The sequence below is a fragment of the Bradyrhizobium sp. LjRoot220 genome, from assembly GCF_964252915.1.
Lineage (GTDB): Bacteria > Pseudomonadota > Alphaproteobacteria > Rhizobiales > Xanthobacteraceae > Bradyrhizobium.
The window spans coordinates 246560-272940 of the sequence record NZ_CAXUPS020000001.1; the positions used below are offsets into that span (position 1 = coordinate 246560).

Consider the following 26381-nt stretch of genomic DNA (forward strand, 5'->3'; position numbering starts at 1 on the left):
GGATGCCCAGATCGGAGAGTCGGATGGCGGGGCAAGCCGGCAGTCAGGATAACAAAGCCCGTCCGGGCCAGCGCCGGATGGCGCAATGGACGCGCGATTATGCGCGGCTGCCCGGAATTCCCGATGAATATATCGGGCAGGACGGCGCGCCCCGGCCAGCCTGGGCCCGGTTCTTCGACGCCTTTGCAGCGCTTTCGCCTGCCGACATCGAACGCCGATTCGCCTCCGCGGACCGCCATTTGCGGGAGGCCGGCGTCACCTATCGCGCGCCGGGCGAGACCGCCGACCGGTTATGGCCGCTGAGCCATCTGCCGCTCATCATCGACGAGACCGACTGGCAGCAACTGACCGCGGGGATCGCCCAGCGCGCGCAGTTGCTCGAAATGGTGCTGCGCGATCTCTATGGCGAGGGCCGCCTGGTGGCGGACGGCGCAGTGCCGGCGGCGGCGATTGCCGGCAGCAACGAATATCTGCGCGCGGTCAGCGGCATCAAGCCGCCGGGCGGCCGTTACCTGCATCTCTATGCCGCCGATGTCGGCCGCGGTCCGGATGGACGCTGGTGGGTGCTCAGCGACCGTACCCAGGCGCCGTCAGGGGCCGGTTACGCGTTGGAAAACCGTCTGGTGCTGTCGCGCGCCTTTTCCAATCTCTACAAGTCGATGAACGTCGAACGCGTCGCGCCGTTCTTCGAGGCATTCCGCGACGCGCTGCGCGCCAGCGCCGACCGTGATGAGCCGCGGATCGGATTGCTGACGCCGGGCGCCTTCAACGAGACCTATTTCGAACATGCGACGATCGCGCGCTATCTCGGCTTCCTGCTGGTCGAGGGCGACGACCTCGCCGTCAGCGGCGACCGCATCCATATCCGCACGGTCGCCGGGTTGAAGCGGCTCGATGTGCTGCTGCGCCGGGTCGATTCCAATTTCCTCGATCCGCTGGAACTCGATGCGTCCTCGCATCTCGGCGTGCCCGGTCTGATCGACGTGCTGCGCAAAAACGGCGTCGTGGTCGCCAACATGCCGGGGTCCGGCGTGCTGGAGGCGCGGGCGCTGCTTGGCTTCCTGCCCAATTTGTGCCGCCGCTTGCTCAGCGAGGACTTGCTGATGCCGCACATCGCGACCTGGTGGTGCGGCCAGAAATCGGCGCGCGAGGAAGTGCTGTCGCGGCTCGACGATTTCGCGATCGAGGGCGCCTATGGCCGGGCCGTGCCGGGTTTTCCGGGCAATGGACCTGTGCTTGCGGGCGAACTCTCGTCGCCCGAGCGCGAGCGGCTCAAGAGCGCCATCTCCGACCGCGGCATCGACTTTGTCGGCCAGGAGTTGGTGCGGCTGTCGACGACGCCCACTTGGGAGAACGGCCGGATCACGCCGCGTCCGTTCGTGCTGCGGGTGTTTGCCGCCGCCACGCCGAACGGCTGGACCATCCTGCCCGGCGGCTTCTGCCGCATCGCCGACCAACCGGATGCCCGTGCCGTATCGATGGGCGACGGCGCGCGGTCGGCCGACGTCTGGGTAGTGTCCGACAAGGCGATCCCGGCTTCGACGCTGCTGCCGGCGGCGGACACGGTGCGGATCAGGCGTATCGCCGGCGTGGTACCGAGCCGCGCGGCGGATAATCTGTTCTGGCTCGGGCGCTATCTTGAGCGCGCCGAAGCGACGCTGCGGCTGATCCGCGCGCTCGGCGCGCCGATGCGCGATACCGGCAAGGGCGCACCAGCCGGTGCATCGACCGCGCTGCCCTCAGTCGAGCGCATCCAGCGGCTGCTGGTGGCCTGGGGCGCGACTTCGCAGACGAGCCGGGCCAATTCCGCCAAAGTCGCCGCCGAGGCATTGCAGAGCCCGGAAAAGTTCGGCTCGGCGCTGTCGCTGCTGCGATCGGCCCAGCGCACCGCGACCTCATTGCGGGAGCGACTCTCGCCCGACGCCTGGCAGGTCATCACCGAGATGGTCGAACGCCTCAGCGTCGAGGCCGACGATGACGACTTCGTGCTCAGCGCGGCCGAACTGAGCTTGCAGGAACTCGCGAGCTTCGCAGGGCTCGCGCAGGAGAACATGAACCGTGCCGCCGGCTGGCGCTTCCTCGAAATGGGCCGCCGCGCCGAGCGCGCCATCAACACCGCGCGGTTCGCCCGCCAGTTCGCCTATGACGAAGCCGGCGACGAGGACCTCGACGTTCTGCTGACGCTGGTCGATTGCCAGATCACCTACCGCTCGCGCTATCTGGTCGGGCCGGCGCTGGCGCCGGTGCGCGATCTGGCGGTGCTCGACCCCTACAATCCGCGCTCGGTCGCCTTCCAGGTGGCGGCGCTCAATGAGCACATTGCGAGCCTTCCGAGCCTCAAGGAGCACGGTCTGATCGAGCGGCCGCAGCGGCTGGCGGTGGCGCTGCAGGCGATGCTGACGACAGCGGAAGCCTCTAGCCTGGATGTCAAAACTCTGTTCGCGCTGGAGCAGGATTTGCTCAATCTCGCCGACGCCATCGGGCTGCATTATTTCCCGCACGGACCCAATGCGAGCCGGCCGGAGAAGCTGACGGGCCTCGCGTGATCTACGATATCCGGCACGTCACGACCTATAGCTATGAGAGCGCGGTGAGCTTTGCGCGCTGCTCGCTGCGGCTGGAGCCGCGCAGCGGCGATGGCCAGCAACTGGTCTCGCATTCCGTCGAGATCCGGCCCAAGCCGGCGGAACGCACGATACGCCGCGATTTCTTCGGAACCCACACCGAGAGCGTGCTGATCGAGACCGCGCATCGCAGCTTGCGGATCGATTCCAGGTCGCGGGTGCAGGTAGCGCGGCAGGCGCTTGGCCGCACGGCGCCGAGCCCATCATGGGAAAGCGTCCGCGACGTCGCCTTTGAAGCCTCCAGCCTCGGTCCGGCCTCGCCCATCGGCTATGTGTTTGCGAGTTCGCTGGTGCCGGTGTTGCAGCCGGTCACGGCTTACGCCGCGGCAAGCTTTCCGCAAGGGAAGGGCATACTCGTTGGCGCCGTCGACCTCATGCATCGCATCCGCCGCGAGTTCAAATACGATCCAAAAGCCACCGTGATCTCGACGCCGCTCAAGGAAGTGTTCGAGAAGCGCCACGGCGTCTGCCAGGATTTTGCCCATGTGATGATCGCAGGCCTTCGCGGCCTCGGGCTGCCGGCGGCCTATGTCAGCGGCTACCTGCGCACCTACCCGCCGGCGGGCCAGCCGCGTCTGCAGGGTGCCGACGCCACCCACGCCTGGGTCTCGGTGTGGTGCGGCGCCGAGATCGGCTGGATCGGGTTCGATCCGACCAACGACCTCCTGGTCGAGAACGACCACATCAACCTGGCGGTCGGGCGCGACTTCTCCGACGTCTCGCCGGTCGATGGCATCATCGTCGGCTCCCGCAAGCAGAAACTCGCGGTCGCCGTGGATGTGCTGCCGGTGGAATAGGCCAGCGCCTTCTCGCCGCTGTCCAGCACAGCTTGGACAAAATCGCGAAAACAACCCCATGCAAAGATACGGGCCCCGGCTTGCTACACGGGTGCCGCGATGCGTCCGGACACGAGAAGTAATGTTACGTCGTCACGGTCCTGACCTGATTTCATCCCGCTCCAGACTCGGACAAAAGCCTATAAACTTGAAGTTGTCTGCGCACGGACTCAAGTCGGACGCCGTGCCGTGTCCGGAAGTGGCAAGGAGCAGGCATACGCGCGGCGTCGTAACTGCACCACTTGACAGACTCGCGTGCTGTAAATGACGGGAACTTGTCATAGCGCAGGGAACACAGCGATTGAAAGACGATCCTGCGACAAAATCACTCGTGACAGATGCTGCCTGGCTTTTTCACGGAACTCATACCCCTCGGCTGAGTTTTGGTCGCATGCTGGATTCCATTATCGGCCCCGTTGAAATCGAATACACCCTCGACCTGTTGCTCGCGATGACGCTCGGCTTCGCCGTCGGAGCTGAGCGGGAATCGCGCGGGAAGGATGCTGGAATCAGCACACACACGCTCGTCATCGTGGGGGCAATGCTCTTCACCTTCATGTCGATGACGGTCGATCCGGCCTCGAAATCGCGCATCGCGGCACAGATCGTCTCTGGAATCGGCTTTCTGGGTGCGGGCCTCATCATCAAGGAAGGTGTGAGCGTCAAGAACCTCACCACTGCCGCGAGCCTCTGGGCTGCCGGCGCGATCGGGATGGCGATCGGGTTCGGCTACTCGGCTATTGCGACGGTATCGACCCTGGCGATGCTCATCATACCTCGCATCCCCCACATGGGTAAGAAGAAGGAGAAATTCGAATCGTAACCGCTCTTCTCGCCTTTGCGAGCCAACAGCTTCGCTTCAATCATTTCATTGCTGATCATGGTCGTCCCCCTCGTGGTTGCGGGATTCGTTTCCACGTGGGCGGGAACGCCATCGAGGCGCTCCCGCGGCCGTTCGCGATTTTCTTTCGCCTGCGATGTTCAGCCAACCGGTCCGGGGACCCAATAGTCGCCGGACAGCGGCTTGACTGTTACGCCATGAATCACCCCGCGCTGCAGGCTCGGATCGAAATGGCGCATCGCCCGCTCATTGAGGTCAATGATGCGGCCAGGCGTCAGTGGCCCCACGTCATTTATCTTGACGATGACCTTCTTGCCGACTGCTTCAACGAGGGCATATTTCGGCCTTGCGCCATATCGGACGCCACCAAATTTCTGGCGCAAGGTCGTCTTGATGGCAGCCGCCCAGACCGAGGCATCATAGCGCTCGCCGGAGGCTGTGTTCGGGCCGCCCTCCCGCCATCCGGGCCGGAACGGATTGTACGTGGATGCTGCGCCAACGATCGCATCCCCGGAAGCGGCATTGACGACGGCGCTTGAATGAACTGCAACGGCTTCACTTCGAGCAACGGAAACAGAAATGACAAACATAACCAGGGCGCCGCAAATCGCGGCGCTCGAGCGACACAACATTATAACTCCTCGATTGATTTATGGATGGTTCGGTTCCCGACGCCGCAAAACACGGTCAAGCGAACGCGGATGCGTTATCGACTCGCGCCAAGTATTTGCGGATTCGTGCCTGCCCTGGCGACGGAACCGTTGTGGGAACCGCAGTGGTCCGCACAGGTGTTCTTAGTTCTCATCGACTAAGACAGAAATTGCGTCAGCAAAATGACTGAACAAGCGTTCATGGTTGGGGCGTAATCAGGAACCAGCATCTGAGCGATGACCACTCAGTCTTTGACAGCGCGCCGCGAACTTCGCCTCTTGCCGGTCAGCTGACATATCGTCGAGCAGATGCGTCAGGTCCGAGAAGTGCCAGCAAGGGATGTCGACAGTCGAATATCTTCCGCCGCTTACGACAGCAACAACATAGCAATGCGCTGAATGTTTGCGTTGGGATTAACTTCGGACTTGGGCGCCGACAATTGCGATGCCTGCTTTACCTTCTCGAGCAGACATCGCATTCGGCAAACCAAATCCGCCGTAGCCACGCGTGCCGGCGATAGGCACCGGCTTCGCGAAATCACACGGGCTCGCGCTAGGTCCCCGTCCGCTTCATCCCATCGACCGGGTCGGCGCGCAGATTGCGGAAGAATGTTTCGACTTCGCGCGAGAGCGTTTCCGCAGTGGCCGTGAGATCGCTGGAGGCCGTGAGCACGGAAGCCGCGGCGGTGCTGGTCTTGCCCATGGCGTCGCTGAGCGAGCCGATATTGACCACCAGCGTGCCGTTGCCTTGCGCTGCCAGCTGCGCGTTCTGCGAGATTTCGCGGGTGGCGAGATCCTGCTGCTCGATGGCGCCGGCAATGGCCGATGTCACGTCGTTGATCTCGCGCACCGCGTTGCCGATTTCGCGGACGGCATCCACCGAATTCCTGGTCGAGCTCTGGATCAGGCCGACGTTCTGGCCGATCTCGGCGGTCGCCTTGGCGGTCTGCTCGGCCAGCGCCTTGACTTCGTGGGCGACGACGGCGAAGCCGCGGCCGGCATCGCCGGCGCGTGCCGCCTCGATCGTCGCGTTCAGCGCCAGCAGGTTGGTTTGCTCGGCGATCGCCTGGATCAGGCTGAGCACGCCGTCGATGCGTTGCGTTGCGGCCGCCAGCCCTTCGATCTCGGTGACGGATTTTTCGGTGCGCAGGCCGGCCTGTTCGACCGCGCTGGCGGACTGGCGGACCTGCCGGCCGATCTCCTCGACGGAAGCGGACAGCTCTTCGGCGGCGCTGGCGACTGCGGAAACGTTGCTTGAAGCCTGTTCGGTGGCACCCGATGCCACAACCGCGCGTCCGCTGGCGTCCGACGCCACGCTGGCTATGGTCTCGGCGGTGCCGCGCATCGACGTCGCGTTGTCGGTGACGGCGCGCAGCACGCCGCCGATCGCTTCACGGAAGGCGTCCACCGCGGCTTCGATTTGTTTTGTGCGTTGTTCGCGGGCTCTGGAATCCTCCAGCACCTGCGAATTGAGGTTGCGGTTGCGATCCATCGCCGCCTGGAAAATCTTGATGGCGCGCGCCAGCGCGCCGATCTCGTCGCCACGATGGGCGTGCGGGACCTCGACGCCTTCGGCGCCGTCGGCGACGCGCTTGATGGTGTCGGTGATGACGGACAGCGGACGGGCCACCGAACGGGAAATGATCAGCACGCCGATGATGACCACGATGATCGCAAGAACGCCGAGGCCGGTCAGCACAAAGGCCATCGTGTGGTTGGCCTCGGCCTGCTGCGCCAGCCTCCTGCTGCGCTCGGCGTAGACCCTGGAAAGCGCTTCGAGGTCCTTGTTCAGGGCCGAGCGCACCTGGCGATTGCCGTCATTGTCGCCCCATTCGCGGCCGGCGGCGGCGCCGATTTCGACGCCGCGGCGAACCAGTTCCTTGCGGAAGTCGATGAATTGTTCGATGCGCTTCTTGAAGGTGGCGAACTGCTCTGAATCGTCGGCCTGGACCAGCGCCTGCCAGTTCCTGACGACTTCGAGAATGCTCTCGTTGAACTTGAGCAATCCGTCGCCGTACTTCTTCACGACGGCGGGCTCGCTCGACATGTAGACGCCGCGGGACTCCATCACCACCGCGTAGACCAGCGAATTGACGCGCTCGACGTTGAGCGCGGCGCGGCTTGCCGTGGCGACGGCTTCCGTCAGCGCTGCATTCTGGCGCGTGTTGTAATCGGACAATGCGGTGATGGCGGCGACCAGAACCGCGAACAACGCAAAGATCGAATACAGCTTGGCGGCGAGCGAGAGGCGTGACGCCATGCCGCGGACGGAATTGACACTGGGGGATTTCGCGATTTCGGCCATGGCGGCACTCCTGTAGGGCCGTGAGCACCGTCGGCCATCGACAAATTATCTCGAATTTTAGTGGAGGGTTCCTTAACGCGCGAGATTCATGTGTCTGCAATTTTTAGAAGAAATTTATAAGAAAACCATATGATCAGAATGTTCCTCACGGTGGAACTCAGGCGCGACCCCGGACCTGGGGAGCGCGCCTGGCATGCCAGTACTGCCCGTGAACGGCCGCTTTTGGGGTCAGTTGCACTACGGATAGGCAATTTAACCCTTGGTTCGCTCTTTTCTGCGAGCCTTGAGGGCCGCGGTTGTGGACCGCCTGCCGAACCAACTAATCGGGGAGATAGTAAGGTGAATATTTGCTTCATGAAGCCGTTGATTTCAGCCCTTGTTGCCACGCTCGTTTCCGCCGGCGCCGCGATGGCCGCCGATGGCGCCAGCAAGGATGACGCCGTCGCGATGGTCAAAAAGGCGGTCGCGTTCATTAAGGAGCAGAGCCCCGACAAGGCCTATCCCGAATTTACCGGTAAGGATGCCAAATTCATCGATCGCGACTTGTACGTCGTCGTCTATCAACTCGACGGCAAGGTGCTGGCGCACGGCTCGAACCCGAAATTCGTCGGCAAGGACATGAGCGATGCGCAGGACGTGGACGGCAAGCTCTACGTCAAGGAGCGCGTCGAATTGGCGGCCAAGCAGCCTTCGTTCTGGCAGGACTACAAGTTCGTCAATCCGGTGAGCAAGAAGGTCGAGCCGAAGCAGATGTACTGCGAGAAGCTGGAAAACACCGCCGTATGCGCCGGCATCTACAAGCTCTGACGCCGCGACAACCGGTGGCGCTCAAGATCGTCGCAGCGAAGGGGTGATATGCTCGGCTGGATCAAAAATATCGGGCTGTCCTGGAAAGTACAACTCGCGCCGACGTTCCTGATCCTGGTCCTGGTCGGCGTCGGCGCCTATGCCTTGCAGGCATTGCGGTCGAACCAGACCGCGGTCGACGCACTGGTCTCCGGGCCGATGCGGCAATCCGAACTGGCGAGCGACCTCACCACCATAACCTGGATGGCGCACGCCAAGCTGTACCGCCTGGCGGCAACCGCGGCCAACGAAACCGATGCCAAAAAGGTCGCGGCCATCGTCAAGGAAGCCTCCGATGCCGCCGCAAAGATCACTGAAGCGCTAAAGGCGGTCGAAAGCGCCCAGGGCGGGGTCAAATCGGATGGTATTGAAAAGCTGAAAACCGCCGTCGCCGGCTATCTCAAGCAATCGAAGAACGCGATCGAAATGGCCGACGGCGATACCGGATCGGCGCTGATGTTCATCAAGGGCGCGGAGCGGAATTTCGCCGACATCGAGAAGCTGACCGACGATTTGATCACGCGCAGCAGCGAGAGCAAGGATCGGGAAATCGCGCGTGCGGGCATGAACCTCGAGCAGCAGCAGTTGACGCTCATGGTCGTGCTGCTGGTGGTGGCTTTCGCCGGGATCGTCGTTTCATTCCTGATCGGCCGGAGCATTTCCCGCCCGGTGGTGGCGATGTCGCGGGCGATGCGCGAACTCGCAGCCGGCAATTTCGACGTCAAGCTGCCGGGCCTCGAGCGCCGCGACGAAGTCGGCCAGATGGCCCACGCGGTGCAGGAATTCAAGGTGCAGGCCGTCGCCAAGGCGGAACGTGAGACCGCCGAGCGTGAGCAAGAGCATCGCGCGCAGCAGACGACCCGCCGTACCGAACTGCACGATCTGGCGGAAAGCTTCGAAACCGCGGTCGGCAATATCATCGACAACGTCAGTTCGGCCTCCAGCGAGCTGGAAAATTCCGCGGGCGTCCTGAACGGGAGCAGCGCGGCAACCCAGCAGCTCAGCACGGTGGTCGCGACGGCGTCGGAAGAGACCTCCACCAACGTGCAATCGGTCGCTTCTGCGACCGAGGAAATGGCCAGCTCCATCAACGAAATCGGACGCCAGGTGGCGGCTTCCAACCGGATCGCCAACGAGGCGGTCGATCAGGCGCAGAAGACCGACGCGCGGATCGCCGAATTGTCGCTGGCGGCAAACCGCATCGGCGACGTCACCCAGTTGATCACCACGATCGCGGAGCAGACCAACCTGCTGGCGCTGAACGCCACCATCGAGGCCGCGCGCGCCGGCGAGGCCGGGCGGGGTTTTGCGGTGGTGGCGCAGGAGGTCAAGGCGCTGGCGGCGCAGACCGCCAAGGCTACCAGCGAGATCTCGATGCAGATTGCCGGCATGCAGGCGGCAACCCAGGATTCGGTGGTCGCCATCAAGGAGATCAGCGGCACGATCGGACGGGTTTCCGAAATCGCCGCGGCGATCGCCGCTGCGATCGAGCAGCAGGGCGCCGCCACCCAGGAAATCGCCCGCAACGTGCAGCAGGCCGCCGTCGGCTCCACACAGGTCGCAACCAGCATCGCGGACGTCAATCGCAGCGCCGGCGATACCGGCACGGCGTCTTCGCAGGTGCTTGCATCGGCGCAGATGCTCGCCAGCGAAAACAAGCGTCTGAAGACCGAAGTGGTCAAATTTCTCGCCACCGTTCGGGCTGCGTAGGACGCCTTCCGGTGATAGTCTGCTCTGCGACCGGCGGCGGATTCAGGCGCTGCCGGGCCTGGAGTTGCCATGGTCTATCGCCAAGCCATCGATGCCACCTCTTACGTGTTCGATGATTTGCGTGACCTGCTCGCCAAGGCGACGCCGCCGCGTTCCGGCGATCGCCTGGCCGGCGTCGCCGCCGACAGCGCCCAGCAGATGATCGCGGCGCGGATCGCGCTCGCGAATGTCCCGCTCAAGCAGTTCCTGCAGGAAATGGTGGTGCCTTACGAGGACGACGAGGTCACCCGGCTGATCGTCGATAGCCACGATGCGGCAGGCTTTGCGGCGATCTCGTCGCTGACGGTGGGCGGGTTTCGCGACTGGCTGCTGTCGGACGCTGCGACCTCCGCGGTGCTGAACAAAGTCGCGCGCGGGATCACGCCCGAAATGGCGGCCGCCGTGTCCAAGCTGATGCGCAACCAGGATCTGATCCTGGTCGCGAAGAAATGCGCGGTCACGACGGCGTTCCGCAACACCATCGGGCTGAAGGGGCGGATGAGCGTCCGGCTGCAGCCCAACCATCCCTTTGATGATATCAGGGGCATTACCGCCGCGATCCTCGACGGCATCCTGCTCGGATCGGGCGATGCCTGTATCGGCATCAACCCCGCCAGCGACGATCCGGCCGTGATCGGCGAACTCGTGCGCCTGATCGACGGCGTCATCGCGCGGTTGCAGATTCCGACCCAGGGCTGTGTGCTCACCCATGTCACCACCACGCTGGGATTGATCGGGCAGGGCGCCCCGGTCGATCTCGTGTTTCAGTCGATCGCGGGGACCGAGGCCGCCAACCGCAGCTTTGGCGTCGATCTGGCGCTGTTGCGTGAAGCGCAACAGGCCGGATTGTCGCTGCGCCGCGGCACGGTTGGCAGCAACGTGATGTATTTCGAGACCGGGCAGGGCTCGGCGCTGTCGGCGGGCGCCCATCACAATGTCGACCAGCAGACTCTGGAAGCACGGGCCTATGCCGTGGCGCGCGCCTTCGATCCCTTGCTGGTCAACAGCGTGGTCGGCTTTATCGGCCCGGAATACCTGTATGACGGCAAGGAGATCATCCGCGCCGGGCTGGAGGACCATTTCTGCGGCAAGCTGCTCGGCCTGCCGCTCGGCGTCGACGTTTGCTACACCAACCATGCCGAGGCCGACCAGGACGACATGGACAATTTGCTGACGCTGCTGGCGGCCGCCGGCGTCACCTTCATCATGGGGGTGCCCGGCGCGGATGACGTGATGCTGAACTACCAGTCCACCTCATTCCACGACGCGCTCTACGTCAGGGACCTGTTCGGCCTGAAGCGGGCACCCGAATTCGACGAGTGGCTGGTGCGTACCGGTCTTGCCGGCGCCGATTTCCGCCTTGCGGGCGACGCGGGCCTGCTGCCCGAATTTGCGTCGCGGCTGATCGCTTGAACCGTCCGGACGCGCCCGCCGACCAATCTCAAGCAACCATTGGGCCATCAGCGGGTTAAGAGAGGTCGCCACATTGTTGAAGAAATTCTGGCCCACCCTTCAATGACGTGGTTAGATTTGCGCAAGACTTTGCCTGAGAAGGCGTTGTCTGAAGGGCTTTGTCTGAAAAGGCTTTGGCTGAGGAAGTTTGATGAGAGCTGAAGGCATCGAGACGGCACGGCGCATCCTGTGCGTCTTCCCGCGCTATACGTCTTCGTTTGGTACTTTCGAATACGCCTATCCCCTGACCGACGGCGTGCGGGCTTTCATGCCGCCGCAAGGGCTGCTGCTGATCGCAGCCTATTTGCCGGCCAATTGGCCGGTCCGCTTCGTTGACGAGAACCTCCGTCCTGCCACTACGGAAGATTTCGAGTGGGCGGAAGCGGTGTTCGTCAGCGGCATGCACATCCAGCGCCAGCAGATGAACGACATCTGCCGCCGGGCCCATGCCTTCGACCTCGCGGTCGCGATCGGCGGGCCGTCGGTGAGCGCGTGCCCGGATTACTATCCCTCGTTCGACTACCTCCATGTCGGCGAACTCGGCGACGCGACCAACGAGTTGATCGCGCGGTTGGCGCGCGACCCGTCGCGGCCGGAGCAGCAGGTGGTGCTGAAGACCGCCGATCGGCTTGCGATGACGGAATTTCCGATTCCGGCATATGAGCTCGCCGAGACCAGAAAATATCTGCTCGGCAGCATCCAGTATTCGAGCGGCTGTCCCTACCAGTGCGAGTTCTGCGACATTCCCGGCCTCTATGGCCGCAACCCGCGCATCAAGTCGCCGCAGCAGATCGTCGCCGAACTCGACAAGCTGCGCGAATGCGGAATGACCGACACGGTGTATTTCGTCGATGACAATTTCATCGGCAACCGCAAGGCGGCGCTGGACCTGTTGCCGCATCTTGTCGAATGGCAGAAGCGAACCGGCTACATCACGCGCCTCGCCTGCGAGGCGACGCTCAATATCGCCAAGCGGCCCGAGATCCTGGAGAAGATGCGTGAGGCGTTGTTCGTCACCGTGTTCTGCGGCATCGAGACCCCCGATCCCGACGCGCTGAAGGCGATGCACAAGGACCACAACATGATGGTCCCGATCCTGGAAGGCATCCATACCATCAACTCCTACGGCATGGAGGTCGTCTCCGGCATCATCATGGGCCTCGATACCGACAAGCCCGAGACCGCCGACGCGTTGCTGGCCTTTGTCGATGAATCCCGGATTCCGCTGCTGACCATCAATCTGCTGCAGGCGCTGCCGAAGACGCCGTTGTGGGATCGTCTGGAGCGGGAAGGCCGTCTGCTCAACGACGACGACAGCCGCGACTCCAATGTCGAGTTCCTGTTGCCCTACGATCAGGTGGTCAGTTCCTGGCGCCGATGCATGGAGGTCGCCTATGAGCCCGCCAAGCTGTTCGAGCGCTATCAGTACCAATGCGAGTACACCTACGCCAACCGGCTGAAAGTGCCTGTCAGTCCGGAGATGCGAAGCTGGGCCAATATCAGGCGCGGTCTGATCATGCTGCGCAATATCTTCTGGAAGGTCGGGGTGCTCGGCGACTATAGGAAGGCGTTCTGGAAATTTGCGCTGGGCCGGCTGCGGCAGGGCGACATCGAAGGCCTGATTGGTGCGTCGATGATCGCGCATCATCTCATCATGTTCGCGCGTGATGCCTCCGGCGGTCAGCAGAACGCGTCGAACTATTCGATCCGGCTGCGCGAGGCATCGGTTCCCGCCGAGTAACGCCGATATGAAAGCACCGGCTATGAAAACACCGGCGCCGCCGTCACGTTCGCTGAGCGATCTGCGGGAATTGACGCCGGCACGCGTCGGGCTTGGCCGGGCCGGCGCCAGCATGCCGACGCAAGCATTGCTCTCCTTCACCCTCGACCACGCGCGGGCGCGCGACGCGGTTCATGGCACGTTCGATACGTCGCGGATTCTGGCAGGATTGACCGGCATTGGGCTGGCGCCGGTTCTGCTTTCCAGCCAGGCGCGCAACCGGCGAGACTATCTGCGCCGCCCCGATCTTGGACGCACGCTCGATCCGGCCTCGCTACGTGCACTGGCCGATCGAAGCGGCGGCCCATGCCAGCTGGCCATCGTGGTCGGCGACGGCCTGTCGCCGGCGGCGGTCAATGTCCACGCGGTTGAACTGGTTCGTAATCTCGTTCCGCGATTGCAGGAAGCCGGGATCCAGGTCGGCGGTACCGCGGTCGCCTCGGGCGCGCGCGTGGCGCTGGGCGACGAGATCGGCGCCCTGTTCGGCGCGCGCATGGTCCTGATGTTGATCGGCGAGCGGCCGGGCCTGTCGGCGCCGGACAGCCTCGGAGCCTATCTGACCTTTGCGCCGCGCCTCGGCCTCACCGACGCGATGCGCAACTGCGTCTCCAACATCCACGGCGCCGGGCTGAGCTACGACGAAGCCGCCTTCAAGATCGCTTGGCTGGTGCGCGAAGGCCTGGCCCGCCAGGTCACGGGCGTCGCACTAAAAGATGAAAGCGGCGGGGCGCCTGCCCAAATCGGAGCAAACTAAATCCAGTGTGACAAATCAGAGACTTAGCGCTGATTTTCGCGATCCGCACGCCGCTTTACCCGCGCTCGCGCGCTTGCCGGATGCGGTCCGGGCCTGTAAAACGGCGGCGGTTAATTTACCGCGTGATTTCAAGGGCTAGCGCCAATCAGACATGGCTGCAATCAGACATGGGCTGACTGAGCCGCATTCGTGCCCGCAACCCAAGCTACAATTCAAGCCGACGTGAGAACTGGACAGGGTATGCTCGAAAAGAACACCGAAAGTCGGGTCCACGTCGAGGAGATCGAGGCGCCGCCGCCGCGAGGGCAGAGCATCGCCTTCGGGCTCGAGCGCATGGGCCTGATCGCGCTCAAGGCGCCGATCCTGTCCTGCCTCATCCTGGCCGTGCTGATGATTGCGGCGATCTTCGGCATCCAGCGCATCAAGATCGACGATTCGCTGAGCCAGCTGTTCCGCTCCGATTCCAAGGACTACAAGCAGTACGAGGCCGTCACGAAGCGCTTCCCGGCGACCGAATTCGACGTGCTGGTCGTGGTCGAAGGCAAGGCGCTGCTGGCGCGGCCCAATCTCGAGAAGATCCGTGACATGGTCACGGACCTGCAACTGGTCGATGGCGTGCGCGGCCTGGTCTCGCTGTTTTCGGCGCGCCAGGCGCCGGAGCGCGGCAAGCTGCCGGCGGCGCTGTTCCCCTCCGAGCTGCCGGAAGGCGCGGCCTACGACAAATTCGTCGAGACCGTTAAGACCAACGAGATCATTCGCGGCAAGCTGTTGTCCGAGGACGGCACGCTGGCGCTGATGGTGCTGTCGCTCGAACCGTCGATCGTCAGCAGCAACGCCCTCAGCAAGGTGATCGGCGATATCCGCAAGATCATGGCCGATGATCTCGCCGGCAGCGGGCTCAACGCGCAGCTGTCCGGCGTTCCCGTCATGCAGCTCGAGATCCGCAACGCGGTCAAGCGCGACGGGCTGACCTACAACATCCTCGGCATTCTGGCCGGCTGCATCATCGCGATCGTGTTCTTCCGCAAGATATCGTTCATGATCGTCGCGGCGTTCCCGCCGATCATCGCCATTCTGCTTGCGCTCGGCAGCCTCGGCTGGGCCGGGTTCAATCTCAACATGTTCCTCAACGTGATGACGCCGCTCATCATGGTGATCAGCTTCTCCGATTCGATGCAGCTGACCTTTGCGGCGCGCGACCGGCTGATCGCGGGACAGGACAAGTTCACCGCCTTCAAGAACGCGGTGCTGGTGGTGGGCCCCGCCTGCGTGCTGACGCACGGCACCGCGGGCATATCGTTCATCGCGCTGCAATTCTCCGATTCGGAACTGATCCGCAAATTCGGCGAGGCCGGACTTGCCGCGACCATCATCGCGCTGGTCGCGGTGCTGTCGCTGGTGCCGGTGTTCGGCGTGCTGCTGGTGCGCAACGAAAAGGTTCTCGCCGTCAAGTTCCAGGGCGCGGATGCCGGCGTACAGGCGCTGCGCAATTTCTGCTACTGGATCGCCGTGCGCATGGTCGGCCGCCCCGGGCTGTTCAGCCTGCTCGCGGTGATCCTCGTCGCCGGCCTCGGCTACATCTATGCCACGCTGGAGCCGCGCTACCGGCTCGCCGATCAGGTGCCCGACAAGCGTCAGGCGGTGGCGGCGTCTAGCCGGCTCGACGCCAAGCTCACCGGAGCCAATCCGATCGACGTGCTGATCGAATTTCCCAAGGGCGCCTCGCTCTACGCGCCGGACACCCTGAAGGCGATCGCCGACGTCCACGCGATGGTGGAGACCGCAGCCGGCGTCGGCAATGTCTGGTCGCTGGAAACGCTGCGCCGCTGGCTCGCCGAAAAGGCCGGGAGTACCGACATCGCGACGCTGAAGGAATATGTCGGCTTCATCCCCGAACATCTGGTGCGGCGCTTCATCTCGGCCGATCAGGACGCCGTGGTGGTGTCGGGCCGCGTTCCCGATCTCGATTCGAGCGAGATCCTGCCCGTGGTCGACAAGCTCGATAAGGCGCTCGACAAGGTGCGCGCCGAGCATCCGGGATTTGAGGTCGCGGTGACCGGCCTGTCGGCCATCGCCGCGCGCAACAGCGCCAACATGATCCAGAAGCTCAATCACGGGCTCACGATCGAATTCCTGCTGGTCGCGGTCTTCATTGGGCTCGCGTTCCGCTCCGTGGTGGTGATGTTCTCCTGCATCCTGCCCGGCATCTTCCCGGTGGTGGCATCGGGCACCGTGCTGTGGATGCTGGGGGAGGGGCTGCAGTTCGCCAGCGTGGTGGCGCTGACGGTGTCGTTCGGCCTCGGCCTCAGCGCGACGATCCACTTCCTGAACCGGCTGCGGCTGGAATCGAAGCCCGGCATCAGTCCGGAACTGGCGGTGGAACGCGCGACCGTGCTGGTCGGGCCGGCGCTGATCCTGACCACGGTGGTGCTGGCCTGCGGCCTCGTCGTGACGGTCTTTTCCGACCTGCCGTCGCTGCGCCTGTTTGGCTGGCTCAGCGCGTTCTCGATGGTTGCGGCACTGGTCGCGGATCTCTTCATCCTGCGACCGACGTCGATGTTCCTGATCAATCTGTCGGAAAGGATCCGCGGCACCGGCGCGCATGCCAAGCCGGCAGAGTAGGCGGGTCAAGCTGTCAATACCAAGCCGTCAATAGAGAGCTGCGATACGAAAAAGAGCCAGGTTCTGATCAACAGAACCTGGCTCTTTGCTAAGAAGCTCTGAGAAGCCCGCTCGATCAGGTCTTCGTCAGGGTGATGTTGACGCCGCGGATTTCGCCCTTGGAGCTGATCTGGACGGTCTGCTTGGTGCCGTTGGTCCGCAGGTTAAGGTTGGCCGCAAATCCGGACGCCTCGACGAACACGTCGATCTGTCCGCCGCCGGCGGTGCCCTGCAGATTGCCGAAGATGTTGCGGCTCTTTTCGCTCCAGTTGCCGGAGATCCGGTCGCCCTGGCTGGTGACGTCGCTGGAGAGAACGAATTTGTAGCTGTCGCTGGCGCAGTTCAGGTTCTGCTTCAAGCCCATCCCGGAAGCATTGACCTTGTAGTCGGCCTTGCAGCGGATGTTTTCCGTGGTGCCGTTGGACAGCGCGACGGTGCCTGCGCCGGCCCAATTTCCGTCGAAACCGGCAAACGGGCCTCCCGCCTGGGTGTGGCCTGCGGAAACCGACAATATCAGCGCGGCGCCAACGCCAGCGGCCGCGAGAGCCTGACCAAACAAGCCGGAACCAAAGATTTTCATTGTGATTTTCCCATCAAAATAGACGTTCTTTCAAAGACCCGTCTCGCCCACATCGAAGATTTAGTGTTCCCGCCATATTTTAGGTTCAAATGACGCAATGCCCACTGCGGCGATTGCGCCGGACAGGCGGCATTTTCATGCATGGAATCAAAATATCCCGGTGAGCTTCGCCGCCAGCATCTAGCTTTGCGGGTCCCGATCCGCAACAGCCGAGTGCGAAGAAATCTCCATCGCGAATCCATGTTAAATATCAATCGGTTAATGGATGAGTGGCGGCGCCGCAAATTTGGCCGCATTTACCAGTGCTTGTCGTCGCCTCATTGCTGCGCTACGCGGCGCCTGCCATTCAAACAAATCCCTCCCGGCGATGCATGAACACGATTCGGGTCCGGGGTTTCTTGCTGCCGAAATGAAGGAATACGATGCGTAAACTTTTCCTGGCTCTCTCCTTATTGTCGATCGCGGTGTCATCGGATGCCTTCGCCCAGCAGCGGAGCGGAACGCCGGATGAACAGAAGGCCTGCGCCCGCGATGTGCAGCGCCTCTGCCGTGCGGTGATTGATCAGGGCGATTTCACCATCCTGGCCTGCCTGCAGCAAAATCGTCCCAAGATCTCGCCTGCCTGCAATCAGGTGCTGAAGAACCACGGACAATAAGCGCGTTCTCATCGGTTAACCGCCGCGCCAGGCCTGTTTCTGGCTCGTTTCCCGGCGCGGCGGCATCGGCCGATGGCCCCAGATAGCATTGGTTTTGGCGGCGTATTCCCCTATATGGGGCTCGCGATCCGTTGCATGCGCCTGATATCGGCGCATGTCGCCATTTTGGACCAACGTAGCCAGTTTTTTGATGACCAGCGCGAGCGAACTGCGATCCGGAAAGACCCACCGTGACGAGAATTTTCCGGTCGCGTCGTGGATCATTCATCCGCGTCACCGGGCGCTGATTCTCAGCTTCTACAATTTCGTCAGGACGGCCGACGACATCGCCGATCACGCGACGCTGCCGCCAGACGAAAAGTTGCGCCTGCTCGACCTGCTCGAGGCCGAATTGCTCGGTAACGGGAACACCCAGAAGGAGGCGGTCAGCCTGCGCAACGCGTTCGCCGCCCGCAAGATGCCGCCGCGCCACGCGCTCGACGTGCTGATCGCGTTCCGGATGGACGTCACCAAGCTGCGTTACGAGAACTGGGACGAGGTGATCCACTATTGCCGCTACTCGGCGATGCCGGTCGGCCGCTTCATGCTCGACGTTCACGGCGAGAGCACCTCGACCTGGGCGGCCTCCGATGCGCTATGCGCCGGCTTGCAGATCAACAACCACCTGCAGGATTGCGGTAAGGATTTTCGCGATCTCAACCGTGTCTACCTGCCGCGCGACGCGCTCGCGGCCGCGGGTGCTGATGTCGAGATGCTGGGCGAGGCGAAATCGCCGCCGGCGCTGTTGAAGTGCCTGCAAGCGCTCGCGGTGCGCACCGAGACCGTGCTCAACGAAAGCAAATCGCTTGCGGGGCAAGTGAAGGATTTCCGCCTCGGGCTCGAGATTGCGGTGATCCAGGCCTTTGCCGACAAGATCGTAGGCTTGCTGAAGGTGCGCGATCCGCTCTCTGAGCGCGTACACCTCAGTCCGCTTGAATTGATGGCGCAGAGTCTTGGCGCCATCGCCAGCGAGATCGCGCGCCGCGCGGTGGGACGCCGGCCCGTGTCGAAACCGGCGGCCGGCGCATGACATCAGAGACGGCGGCGGCCAACGCGAATTACGGCACCACCGCGTCCGGCAGTTCGTTCTATGCCGCGATGCGCATCCTGCCGCGTGCCCAGCGCGAGGCGATGTTCCAGATCTACAGTTTCTGCCGGCAAGTCGATGACATCGCCGACTCCCATGGCCCGCGGCCGGAGCGGCTCGCTGCGCTCCAGCAATGGCGCGACGACATCGACGCGCTCTACCAGGGCCGTCCGCCGGCGCGCCTGCAGGATTACGTCGCCTCGGTGCGGACTTTCGGCCTCAAGCGCGAGGATTTCCTCGCCGTCGTCGATGGCATGGAGATGGACGTGCCGCAGGACATCCGTGCGCCGGACCTTGCAACGCTCGATCTTTATTGCGACCGCGTCGCCAGCGCCGTCGGGCGCCTGTCGGTGCGGGTGTTCGGCCTACCGGAGGGCGACGGCGTTGAGCTCGCGCATCATCTCGGCCGTGCGCTGCAATTGACCAATATCCTGCGCGACATCGATGAGGACGCCAGCCTTGGCCGACTGTATCTGCCGCGTGAAGCCCTGCTGCATGCCGGCATCACCAGCGACGACCCGCAGAAGGTGATTACCGAGCGCGCGTTGCCGAAAGTATGCCAGCCGCTGGCCGAACGGGCCAAGGCGTATTTCGAGAAGGCCGACGAGATCATGAAGCGCAATTCGCGGCGCAAGGTGCGTGCGCCCCGGATCATGTCGAAATATTACCGCGCGATCCTCGACCTGTTGCTGGAGCGGGGATTTGCCGCCCCGCGCGAGCCGGTCCGCGTCAACAAGATGGCCAAGATTGCCATCCTTCTCCGTTACGCGATCATCTGATGCAGAAAACCGCACACATCATCGGCGCGGGCATTTCCGGCCTCTCCGCAGCCGTCCGGCTGGCCAACGCCAATTACAGGGTGTGCGTCCACGAGGCGACGCAAACCACCGGCGGGCGTTGCCGCTCCTATTTCGACGCCGCCACCAATTTGATGATCGACAACGGCAATCATCTGCTGCTGTCAGGCAACAGCCATGCGCTGGCCTATGCGCGCTCGATCGGCACCGAGGCGGGACTGGTCGGACCGAAGCGCGCGCAGTTTCCCTTCTGCGACGTCTCGACCGGCCAGCGCTGGCAGCTCGATCTCGGCGATGGCCGGCTGCCGCTCTGGGTGTTCGACGAGGCGCGCCGGGTGCCCGACACCGGCCTGCGCGATTATCTCGCACTGATGCCGCTGATCTGGGCAGGGACGGACAAACTGGTCGGCAAGGCGATCCCCTGCGAGGGCACGCTGTACCAGCGGCTGGTGCAGCCGTTGCTGCTGGCCGCGCTCAACGTCGATCCGCCGGAGGGCTCGGCGGGTCTGGCCGGCGCGATCGTCCGGGAAACGCTGCTCGCCGGCGGTCAGGCCTGCCGGCCGCTGATCGCCCGCGATGGCTTGAGTTCGGTGTTGATCGAACCCGCGGTCAAGCTGCTGCAGGACAAAGGTGCCAGCGTTCAGCTTGGGCATGAACTGCGTGAGTTCGTGATGAACGGCAGCCAAGTCGGCGGACTGAAGTTTGGCGATGACGCGATTTCGCTGGCGCCTGACGATGTCGTCGTGCTCGCCGTTCCGCCGCGCCCCGCGGCATCGCTGCTGCCGGGCCTCAAAACGCCGACGAAATTCCGCGCCATCGTCAATGCACATTTCCGCTTCGATCCGCCACGGGATGCGCCGCCGATTCTCGGCGTCGTCGGCGGCTTGGTGGAATGGCTGTTTGCGTTCCCGCAGCGCCTGTCGGTCACCATCAGCAATGGTGACCGTTTGGTCGATATGCCGCGTGAAGAACTCGCGCAGGCGATCTGGCGGGATGTTTGCAAGGCCGGTGGCGTGCAGGGCGAATTGCCCCCTTGGCAGATCGTGCGCGAACGCCGTGCTACGTTCGAGGCGACGCCGGAGCAGAACGCGCTGCGGCCAGGCCCGGTCACGGCCTTCAAAAACCTGTTTCTCGCCGGCGACTGGACTGATACGGGGTTGCCGGCAACCATCGAGGGATCGGTGCGGTCGGGTGACCGCGCCGCCGATCTGGTTTTGGCCAGGCGACAAGCCTGACCGGAAGCGAGCCTGACCGCGTTCACGGTGCGGTTTAGCGAACAGAGGATGTCTGACGAAATGTCTTCCGTCGATCACAGCGTTGCAGTCGGGCCAGCCGACCCCGTCGCGCCAGTCGATCCCGCCGCGCCAGTCGACCCCGTCGCATTGGAAAAGTCGATCTCCGCGGCGACGCAGGCGCTGCTCGGCTATCGCCAATCCGACGGGCACTGGATCTTCGAGCTGGAAGCCGACAGCACGATCCCATCGGAATATATTCTGCTGCGCCATTATCTCGCCGAGCCCGTCGATAGCGAACTCGAAGCCAAGATCGCCAACTATCTTCGCCGCACCCAGGGCGATCATGGCGGCTGGCCGCTGGTGCAGGACGGCGTATTCGACATGAGCGCCAGCGTGAAGTCGTATTTCGCGCTGAAGATGATCGGCGATTCCATCGATGCGCCGCACATGGTGCGGGCGCGCGAGGCGATCCGCTCGCGCGGCGGCGCAGCCAACGTCAACGTGTTCACCCGGTTTTTGCTGGCGTTCTACGGCGTGCTGACCTGGCGCGCGGTGCCGGTGCTGCCGATCGAGATCATGCTGCTGCCGATGTGGTCGCCGTTCCATCTCAACAAGATTTCGTACTGGGCGCGCACCACGATCGTGCCGCTGATGGTGATGGCGGCGCTGAAGCCGCTGGCGAAGAATCCGAAGGGCGTCGGCATCGACGAGTTGTTCCTGCAGGATCCGACGTCGGTTGGGATGACGGCGAAGGCGCCACATCAGAGCTGGGGCTGGTTCGCGCTGTTCCGCTCGCTCGACGTCATCCTGCGCAAGATCGAGCCACTGTTTCCCAAAAAGCTTCGTACCCGGGCGATCGAAAGCGCGATCGCATTCATCGAAGAGCGGCTGAACGGCGAGGATGGTCTTGGCGCGATCTATCCGCCGATGGCCAACACCGTGATGATGTATGAGGCGCTCGGCCGGCCTGCGGATTACCCGCCGCGCGCGATCACGCGCCGGGGTATCGACAGGTTGCTCGTGGTCGGCGAACACGAAGCCTATTGCCAGCCATGTGTGTCGCCGGTGTGGGACACCGGGCTGACCTGCCACGCGCTGATCGAAGCGGGTGGCACGGAAGTATTGCCGCAGACCAAGCAGGCGCTCGACTGGCTGCTGCCGAAGCAGGTCCTGGATATCAAGGGCGACTGGGCGGCGAAGCGTCCCGACGTGCGGCCGGGCGGCTGGGCGTTCCAGTACAACAACGCTTACTATCCGGATCTCGACGACACCGCCGTCGTCGTCATGGCCATGGACCGCACGCGTCGGCAGTCAGGAAGCAACGAGTACGATACCGCGATCGCGCGCGGCCGTGAGTGGATCGAGGGCATGCAGAGCCGCGACGGCGGCTGGGCCGCCTTCGACGTCAACAACCTCGAATATTATCTCAACAACATTCCGTTCTCCGACCACGGCGCGCTGCTCGACCCGCCGACCGAAGACGTTACCGCGCGCTGTATTTCGATGCTGGCGCAACTCGGCGAGACCGCCAAGACCAGCAAGGCGGTCGCCGACGGCGTGGCTTATTTGCGCCGCACCCAGCTTGCCGAAGGCTCGTGGTACGGCCGCTGGGGGCTGAATTACGTCTACGGCACCTGGTCGGTGCTCTGTGCACTAAATGTCGCAGGTGTCGACCATCAGGAGCCAATGATTCGCAAGGCGGTGGATTGGCTGCTGTCGATCCAGAATCGGGACGGCGGCTGGGGCGAGGATGCGGTCAGTTACCGCCTGGACTACGGGGGATTCGAGGCGGCGCCATCGACCTCCTCGCAAACGGCATGGGCCTTGCTTGGGTTGATGGCCGCGGGCGAGGTCGGGAACCCGGCCGTTGCGCGTGGTATTGAGTACCTAAAAACCACACAGACCGAAAAAGGACTGTGGGACGAGGCGCGCTACACGGCTACGGGGTTTCCGCGGGTGTTTTATTTGCGTTATCATGGCTACTCGAAGTTCTTTCCGCTCTGGGCGCTGGCGCGGTATCGGAATTTGAGAAGCACCAACAGCAGGGTGGTAGGGGTCGGGATGTGACTTTGGGGGCGGGGGCCGCCGCGTTCGCGGATAATTCGATCGGGGACAGTTCGATCGATCCGCGGCCGGTTTTGATCGTTACAGGCTTGGTACAGGAGGCCCGCATCGCGGCCGGTCCGGGCATGATCGTGATCTGCAGCAGTAGCGATCCGCAGCAATTGCGCGCGCTGCTCGCGACACTGGATTCATCGACATTCAGGGGCGTGATCTCGTTCGGCGTCGCCGGCGGGCTCGATCCGTCGCTGAAGGCGGGCGATGTCGTGGTCGCGACCGAGGTTCTTTCTGGCGATACCCGGTTTCTGGCGGGCCTGGCGCTCAACGAGGAAATGATCGCCAGCGCGGCGCTGCGGCGCCGGCGCGTGATTCGCGGCGGTCTTGCCGGGGTGGAGCAGGTGATTGCGGCGACCGCCTGCAAGGCCGCGCTGCATTCGGAGACCGGTGCGGCGGCGGTCGACATGGAGAGCCATATCGCGGCGGCCTACGCCGCCAAGGCGGGCATTCCGTTCGCGGCGCTGCGCGTCATCTCCGATCCTGCCAGCCGCGCGCTGCCGGCCTTGGCCAAGAGCGCGATCAAGCCGAACGGCGATATCGACCTGCGCAAGGTGCTGCGCGGCCTCGCACGCAATCCGCGGACGCTGCGTGCGCTGGTCTCCACCGGAATCGATTTCAACCGTGCGCTACGCTCGCTGCGCGGCTGCCGCGGCTTCATCACCGGCGGCGAGAGGCTGGTTGCGGCCAACGCCTGACGCTCGAAATAGCTTGCACCGAAATAGTCGCTGAAATGAAAAATGCCGTCGCAACGCGACGGCATTTTGTTTGAACTCAGTCTCGCCTTCGCGCAACGCGGGCGAGCCGCGTTGCGCCGGTCGCCCTCAGGCGGCCGTGGAGGCCTTTTGCTGCTGCTTGGCGGCTGCGGCGGCGGCCTCGTCCTTGCGGATCTCCGACAGGCGCTTCTGCACTTCCGCCGAGAAGATGTACTGCGCCGGACGCTGCTTATCGAGGTTGATCTCGGGCGCCATCGGGCCGGTGGTCCGGACGCCGCGCAGCGCCACCCACATCGCCTTCAACGGATTGACCAGCGCGGCGTTGGCAGCAGTCGGCTCGTAGCCGCAGTGGGCCATGCAGTCGGCGCACTTCTCGTACTTGCCGGTGCCGTAGGTCTCCCAGTCGGTGGTCTCCATCAATTCCTTGAAGGTCTTGGTGTAGCCCTCGCCGAGCAGGTAGCAGGGCTTCTGCCAGCCGAAGATGTTGCGCGCCGGCATGCCCCACGGGGTGCATTCGTAACTCTGGTTGCCGGCCAGGAAGTCGAGAAACAGGCCGGAATGCATGAAGTTCCACTTCTTGCCCTTGCCGAGCGCGAAGACGTCGCGGAACAGCTTCTTGGTCTTGGTGCGGTTGAGGAAGTGCTCCTGGTCGGGCGCGCGCTCATAGGCGTAGCCCGGCGACATCGAGACGCCGACACCGAGTTCGGTGGTGAAGTCGAGGAACTTGGCGATGTCTTCCGCCGCATGCCCGTCGAAAATCGTGGCATTGACGTTGACGGCGAAGCCGCGCGCCTTGGCGGCCTTGATCGCGGAAACCGCGCGGTCGAATACGCCCTTCTGCGACACCGCCTTGTCGTGGTGATCCTTCAGGCCGTCGAGATGCACCGAGAAGAAAAGGTACGGCGAGGGCTCGAACAGATCGAGCTTCTTTTCCAGCAGCAGCGCGTTGGTGCAGAGCGAGACGAACTTCTTGCGCGCCACGAGGCCGCGCACGATCTCGCCGATCTCCTTGTGGATCAGGGGCTCACCGCCCGGGATCGCCACCATCGGCGCGCCGCATTCATCGGCCGCATCCCAGCATTCCTGTGCCGACATGCGGCGATTGAGGATCGCATCGGGATAGTCGATCTTGCCGCAGCCGACGCAGGCCAGGTTGCAGCGGAACAACGGTTCGAGCATCAGCACCAGCGGATAGCGCTTTCGGCCAAGCAGCTTCTGCTTGATCAGATAACCGCCGATACGCAACTCCTTGAAGAACGGTATTGCCATTACAGGATTTCTTTCTAGGACCTAAGTCGTCGTGAAGTGGATCAGCCCGCAGTCAGTTCGGCCGGAAGCCGGAACTCGATATTTTCTTCCCGGCCGGGAAGTATCGACACCGTGACGGGTCCGATACGCCTCAAAGCCTCGATCACGTCGTCGACCAAAACTTCGGGCGCCGAGGCGCCCGCCGTGATGCCGACGGCTTTTGCATCTTTCAGCCAATCAGGGTTCAACTCCCTCCCATCGGCAATGAGATAACTCGCGACCCCGACCTCGGTGCCGATTTCGCGAAGCCTGTTTGAGTTGGAACTATTGGTGGCCCCCACCACCAAAATGACGTCCACAAGTTTGCTCAGGTCCCTTACCGCAGTTTGGCGGTTCTGTGTCGCATAGCAGATATCCCGGATGTCTGGGCCTTGAATATCTGTAAAACGGGCCTGAAGGGCCGCAATTATGTCTTTTGTGTCGTCAACGCTGAGGGTGGTCTGGGTAATATAGGCCACCGGGGTGTCGGCTGGCAGCGTCAGGGCCGCCACGTCGCCGACGTTCTGGACCAGCAGGACGGGTCCGGGAACCTGACCCATGGTTCCCTCGACCTCGGGGTGTCCGGCATGGCCGATCAGGATCAGGGCCCGGCCCTTCGACATATACCGTTTGCCCTGATTGTGGACCTTGGTGACGAGCGGGCAGGTGGCATTGAGCACCGGCAGGCCGCGCGCGGCAGCCTCCTCCTCGACGCTGCGTGCGACGCCGTGGGCGCTGAACACGGTGACGGCGAGTGGGGGAACTTCCGAGAGATCCTCGACGAAAATCGCGCCCTTGTTCTTCAGGCTTTCGACCACGTACTTATTGTGCACGATTTCGTGCCGTACATAGACCGGCGGGCCGTATTTCTCGAGCGCCCGCTCGACGATCTCGATGGCACGCACGACGCCCGCACAAAATCCGCGGGGCTGCGCCAGATACACTTCCATGGGACGCTCATTACGCAAGTTGCACCAAATTCATTCAAATGCCTTCGTGCAGTCCCGCCGGACAAATTCCAGTTAAACCGCACTACCGGTTCCGGGAGGTAATCTCCGCCCAAGCGCATGGAACCACAGGGCTTTGTGTCAAAAAATTTGCGTTTAGAAAAGCCGGTACGCAAAAGGCCGTGTGCCGATCAAGGCCGCGGGAAGTATCATGATACCAAAAGTGCGCACGCCTCTCATCATTTCGTCACTTTCTCGCCCGCAGTGGGCGTCTATATGAGGTCCCTCGATGCCGTTTCGGCCGGTTTTTGCCGCTCCTGCGCGGGACTCTTCTGAAAGTAACCAAAACCAACATTAGACCGACCCAAGATCGACCCATGTAGATCGCTCGCTGGAACTCCGCTAGACAGCGGGCGTTTTCGGC

At 63.3% G+C, this 26381-nt stretch carries 20 protein-coding genes; 15 read left to right on the plus strand and 5 right to left on the minus strand.

Annotation, left to right across the window (positions count from 1 at the left end):
* Positions 1-23 precede the first annotated feature (23 nt).
* From ACSQ84_RS01105 to ACSQ84_RS01115, 3 genes are all read left to right on the plus strand, one after another.
* On the plus strand, positions 24-2546 hold the full coding sequence (locus ACSQ84_RS01105; protein ID WP_436209803.1) for a circularly permuted type 2 ATP-grasp protein: 2523 nt from the start codon (positions 24-26) through the stop codon (positions 2544-2546).
* Positions 2543-3421 (plus strand): transglutaminase family protein, encoded by an 879-nt coding sequence (locus ACSQ84_RS01110; RefSeq protein ID WP_436209804.1) that lies wholly within the window; start codon positions 2543-2545, stop codon positions 3419-3421. Before ACSQ84_RS01105 ends, ACSQ84_RS01110 begins: the two co-directional genes overlap by 4 nt.
* 430 nt (positions 3422-3851) lie before the next feature.
* Positions 3852-4283, plus strand: a complete 432-nt coding sequence (locus tag ACSQ84_RS01115; RefSeq protein ID WP_436209805.1) for an MgtC/SapB family protein — start codon at positions 3852-3854, stop codon at positions 4281-4283.
* A 158-nt stretch (positions 4284-4441) separates the two neighbouring features.
* On the opposite strand, the gene ACSQ84_RS01120 is transcribed toward ACSQ84_RS01115, so the two are convergent.
* The gene (locus tag ACSQ84_RS01120) at positions 4442-4933 is read right to left on the minus strand and encodes an RlpA-like double-psi beta-barrel domain-containing protein (RefSeq protein WP_436209806.1); all 492 of its coding nucleotides are present in this window, start codon (positions 4931-4933) and stop codon (positions 4442-4444) included.
* Positions 4934-5504: 571 nt separating this feature from the next.
* Complete coding sequence (locus tag ACSQ84_RS01125; RefSeq protein WP_436209807.1) at positions 5505-7256, minus strand: methyl-accepting chemotaxis protein; 1752 nt, start codon at positions 7254-7256, stop codon at positions 5505-5507.
* Positions 7257-7610: 354 nt separating this feature from the next.
* On the opposite strand from ACSQ84_RS01125, the gene ACSQ84_RS01130 reads away from it, so the two are divergent.
* The 6 genes from ACSQ84_RS01130 to ACSQ84_RS01155 all read left to right on the plus strand — a co-directional run bounded on the left by ACSQ84_RS01130 (position 7611) and on the right by ACSQ84_RS01155 (position 16459).
* Positions 7611-8063, plus strand: a complete 453-nt coding sequence (locus ACSQ84_RS01130; protein WP_436209808.1) for a cache domain-containing protein — start codon at positions 7611-7613, stop codon at positions 8061-8063.
* A gap of 48 nt (positions 8064-8111) precedes the next feature.
* Complete coding sequence (locus tag ACSQ84_RS01135) at positions 8112-9812, plus strand: methyl-accepting chemotaxis protein (RefSeq protein ID WP_436209809.1); 1701 nt, start codon at positions 8112-8114, stop codon at positions 9810-9812.
* Between the two features lie 69 nt (positions 9813-9881).
* Positions 9882-11264 (plus strand): ethanolamine ammonia-lyase subunit EutB, encoded by a 1383-nt coding sequence (locus tag ACSQ84_RS01140; RefSeq protein WP_436209810.1) that lies wholly within the window; start codon positions 9882-9884, stop codon positions 11262-11264.
* Between the two features lie 190 nt (positions 11265-11454).
* Positions 11455-13044 carry a B12-binding domain-containing radical SAM protein gene (locus tag ACSQ84_RS01145; protein WP_436209811.1) on the plus strand — a complete coding sequence of 530 codons (1590 nt, stop codon included), beginning with the start codon at positions 11455-11457 and terminating at the stop codon, positions 13042-13044.
* A 22-nt stretch (positions 13045-13066) separates the two neighbouring features.
* Complete coding sequence (eutC, locus tag ACSQ84_RS01150) at positions 13067-13837, plus strand: ethanolamine ammonia-lyase subunit EutC (protein WP_436209812.1); 771 nt, start codon at positions 13067-13069, stop codon at positions 13835-13837.
* 240 nt (positions 13838-14077) lie between these two features.
* Positions 14078-16459, plus strand: a complete 2382-nt coding sequence (locus ACSQ84_RS01155) for an efflux RND transporter permease subunit (RefSeq protein WP_436209813.1) — start codon at positions 14078-14080, stop codon at positions 16457-16459.
* Between the two features lie 115 nt (positions 16460-16574).
* On the opposite strand, the gene ACSQ84_RS01160 is transcribed toward ACSQ84_RS01155, so the two are convergent.
* Entirely contained in the window at positions 16575-17078 is a 504-nt protein-coding gene (locus ACSQ84_RS01160; protein ID WP_436209814.1) for a hypothetical protein, read from the minus strand.
* Between the two features lie 422 nt (positions 17079-17500).
* Between ACSQ84_RS01160 and ACSQ84_RS01165 the strand changes: the two genes are divergently transcribed.
* From ACSQ84_RS01165 to ACSQ84_RS01190, 6 genes are all read left to right on the plus strand, one after another.
* Positions 17501-17734 (plus strand): hypothetical protein, encoded by a 234-nt coding sequence (locus ACSQ84_RS01165; protein ID WP_436209815.1) that lies wholly within the window; start codon positions 17501-17503, stop codon positions 17732-17734.
* Between the two features lie 190 nt (positions 17735-17924).
* The gene (hpnC, locus tag ACSQ84_RS01170) at positions 17925-18803 is read left to right on the plus strand and encodes a squalene synthase HpnC (protein WP_436209816.1); all 879 of its coding nucleotides are present in this window, start codon (positions 17925-17927) and stop codon (positions 18801-18803) included.
* Positions 18800-19639 carry a presqualene diphosphate synthase HpnD gene (hpnD, locus tag ACSQ84_RS01175; RefSeq protein ID WP_436209817.1) on the plus strand — a complete coding sequence of 280 codons (840 nt, stop codon included), beginning with the start codon at positions 18800-18802 and terminating at the stop codon, positions 19637-19639. Before hpnC ends, hpnD begins: the two co-directional genes overlap by 4 nt.
* The gene (gene hpnE, locus ACSQ84_RS01180) at positions 19639-20892 is read left to right on the plus strand and encodes a hydroxysqualene dehydroxylase HpnE (protein ID WP_436209818.1); all 1254 of its coding nucleotides are present in this window, start codon (positions 19639-19641) and stop codon (positions 20890-20892) included. The genes hpnD and hpnE overlap by 1 nt, the downstream gene beginning before the upstream one ends.
* Before the next feature lie 60 nt (positions 20893-20952).
* Positions 20953-22959, plus strand: coding sequence for a squalene--hopene cyclase (shc, locus tag ACSQ84_RS01185; protein WP_436209819.1), 2007 nt, complete (start codon positions 20953-20955; stop codon positions 22957-22959).
* Positions 22956-23705, plus strand: coding sequence for a phosphorylase (locus tag ACSQ84_RS01190; protein ID WP_436209820.1), 750 nt, complete (start codon positions 22956-22958; stop codon positions 23703-23705). Before shc ends, ACSQ84_RS01190 begins: the two co-directional genes overlap by 4 nt.
* Before the next feature lie 126 nt (positions 23706-23831).
* Here ACSQ84_RS01190 and hpnH read toward each other — a convergent pair whose 3' ends face one another.
* Positions 23832-24992 carry an adenosyl-hopene transferase HpnH gene (gene hpnH / locus ACSQ84_RS01195; RefSeq protein WP_436209821.1) on the minus strand — a complete coding sequence of 387 codons (1161 nt, stop codon included), beginning with the start codon at positions 24990-24992 and terminating at the stop codon, positions 23832-23834.
* Between the two features lie 41 nt (positions 24993-25033).
* A complete protein-coding gene (gene ispH / locus ACSQ84_RS01200; RefSeq protein ID WP_436209822.1) occupies positions 25034-25960 on the minus strand; it encodes a 4-hydroxy-3-methylbut-2-enyl diphosphate reductase in 927 nt (308 codons plus the stop codon).
* Between the last annotated feature and the right edge of the window lie 421 nt (positions 25961-26381).

What these genes read in the sequence shown, in the direction of transcription:
- ACSQ84_RS01105 (WP_436209803.1), top strand. Translation starts at nt 24, where the DNA reads ATGGCGGGGCAAGCCGGCAGTCAGGATAACAAAGCCCGTCCGGGCCAG.
- ACSQ84_RS01115 (WP_436209805.1), top strand. Translation starts at nt 3,852, where the DNA reads ATGCTGGATTCCATTATCGGCCCCGTTGAAATCGAATACACCCTCGAC.
- ACSQ84_RS01120 (WP_436209806.1), bottom strand. Translation starts at nt 4,933, where the DNA reads ATGTTGTGTCGCTCGAGCGCCGCGATTTGCGGCGCCCTGGTTATGTTT.
- ACSQ84_RS01125 (WP_436209807.1), bottom strand. Translation starts at nt 7,256, where the DNA reads ATGGCCGAAATCGCGAAATCCCCCAGTGTCAATTCCGTCCGCGGCATG.
- ACSQ84_RS01130 (WP_436209808.1), top strand. Translation starts at nt 7,611, where the DNA reads ATGAAGCCGTTGATTTCAGCCCTTGTTGCCACGCTCGTTTCCGCCGGC.
- ACSQ84_RS01135 (WP_436209809.1), top strand. Translation starts at nt 8,112, where the DNA reads ATGCTCGGCTGGATCAAAAATATCGGGCTGTCCTGGAAAGTACAACTC.
- ACSQ84_RS01140 (WP_436209810.1), top strand. Translation starts at nt 9,882, where the DNA reads ATGGTCTATCGCCAAGCCATCGATGCCACCTCTTACGTGTTCGATGAT.
- ACSQ84_RS01145 (WP_436209811.1), top strand. Translation starts at nt 11,455, where the DNA reads ATGAGAGCTGAAGGCATCGAGACGGCACGGCGCATCCTGTGCGTCTTC.
- eutC (WP_436209812.1), top strand. Translation starts at nt 13,067, where the DNA reads ATGAAAACACCGGCGCCGCCGTCACGTTCGCTGAGCGATCTGCGGGAA.
- ACSQ84_RS01155 (WP_436209813.1), top strand. Translation starts at nt 14,078, where the DNA reads ATGCTCGAAAAGAACACCGAAAGTCGGGTCCACGTCGAGGAGATCGAG.
- ACSQ84_RS01160 (WP_436209814.1), bottom strand. Translation starts at nt 17,078, where the DNA reads ATGAAAATCTTTGGTTCCGGCTTGTTTGGTCAGGCTCTCGCGGCCGCT.
- ACSQ84_RS01165 (WP_436209815.1), top strand. Translation starts at nt 17,501, where the DNA reads ATGCGTAAACTTTTCCTGGCTCTCTCCTTATTGTCGATCGCGGTGTCA.
- hpnC (WP_436209816.1), top strand. Translation starts at nt 17,925, where the DNA reads ATGACCAGCGCGAGCGAACTGCGATCCGGAAAGACCCACCGTGACGAG.
- hpnD (WP_436209817.1), top strand. Translation starts at nt 18,800, where the DNA reads ATGACATCAGAGACGGCGGCGGCCAACGCGAATTACGGCACCACCGCG.
- hpnE (WP_436209818.1), top strand. Translation starts at nt 19,639, where the DNA reads ATGCAGAAAACCGCACACATCATCGGCGCGGGCATTTCCGGCCTCTCC.
- shc (WP_436209819.1), top strand. Translation starts at nt 20,953, where the DNA reads ATGTCTTCCGTCGATCACAGCGTTGCAGTCGGGCCAGCCGACCCCGTC.
- hpnH (WP_436209821.1), bottom strand. Translation starts at nt 24,992, where the DNA reads ATGGCAATACCGTTCTTCAAGGAGTTGCGTATCGGCGGTTATCTGATC.
- ispH (WP_436209822.1), bottom strand. Translation starts at nt 25,960, where the DNA reads ATGGAAGTGTATCTGGCGCAGCCCCGCGGATTTTGTGCGGGCGTCGTG.